Raw genomic sequence first — 214 nt, 5'->3', positions numbered from 1 at the left:
CCGACAGATTAACGGCACGACCAGTTGTATCTATCTCCTTGTTATCTTTGTCCGTTACAACAAATTTCAACTTGTTACCAAGCTCTTTGATAATGTCGCCATTGGCATCCTTCGGTTTAAACGTCACTGTAGAGGCTTCAGCATCGTTTGCCTTTATCGTTTTCGATGATACCCAGAACTCCGAACTGTTTGCATCAACCAATGCAGCTTTCAA

At 42.5% G+C, this 214-nt stretch carries 1 protein-coding gene; it reads right to left on the bottom strand.

The features are described from left to right. Nucleotides 1–214: hypothetical protein (locus tag GQS64_RS12000; RefSeq protein WP_198231770.1), on the bottom strand; the 214-nt coding region annotated here is incomplete at both ends.

Origin of the sequence: Bartonella sp. P0282 (assembly GCF_048452985.1) — a bacterium.
In the GTDB taxonomy this organism is placed as follows: domain Bacteria; phylum Pseudomonadota; class Alphaproteobacteria; order Rhizobiales; family Rhizobiaceae; genus Bartonella; species Bartonella choladocola.
Note: the sequence above shows the minus strand (reverse complement) of the source record. Positions and strands in the feature narration are given on the sequence as shown.